The sequence below is a fragment of the Xanthomonas dyei genome, from assembly GCF_002939865.1.
Lineage (GTDB): Bacteria > Pseudomonadota > Gammaproteobacteria > Xanthomonadales > Xanthomonadaceae > Xanthomonas > Xanthomonas dyei.
Window position 1 is genome coordinate 1 of sequence record NZ_MDEE01000126.1, and the last position, 410, is coordinate 410.

Annotated in this window: 1 protein-coding gene; it reads left to right on the forward strand. The window is 60.2% G+C overall.

Going from position 1 to position 410, the window contains the following annotated elements; translation table 11 throughout:
* Positions 1-410 (forward strand): type IV secretion system protein (locus tag XdyCFBP7245_RS23515; protein ID WP_146091744.1); only part of this gene is annotated, 410 nt, incomplete at both ends.

Consider the following 410-nt stretch of genomic DNA (forward strand, 5'->3'; position numbering starts at 1 on the left):
TCAAGTTCACCATGGCCTTCCTCATCGGCGTCGGGCCCATCTTCATCCTGGCGCTGATCTTCGACCAGACCAAGGACCTGTTCAAAAAGTGGCTGTTCTACATCATCGGCACGCTGTTCTCGATGGCCATGCTGTCGGTGGTCACGGCCATGGTGCTCAAGTTCACCGTCAAAGTGGCCGCTGCCTACTGGGCGGTCAAGTTCATCCCCCTGGCCAGCGCTGAAGGCCTCTCCAGCCAAGCCCTGCAGCAGGGCGGCATCGGCCTGATCATGACCATGCTCATCATCACCATCCCCACCATCGCCGCCGCGCTCTGGCAGGGCAATATGGGCACATTCCTGTCCTACACCGCGTTTAACAATACGGCATCCCCAGGCCCTCAGGGCCAGCCGGCTGGGTCGTATATGCCT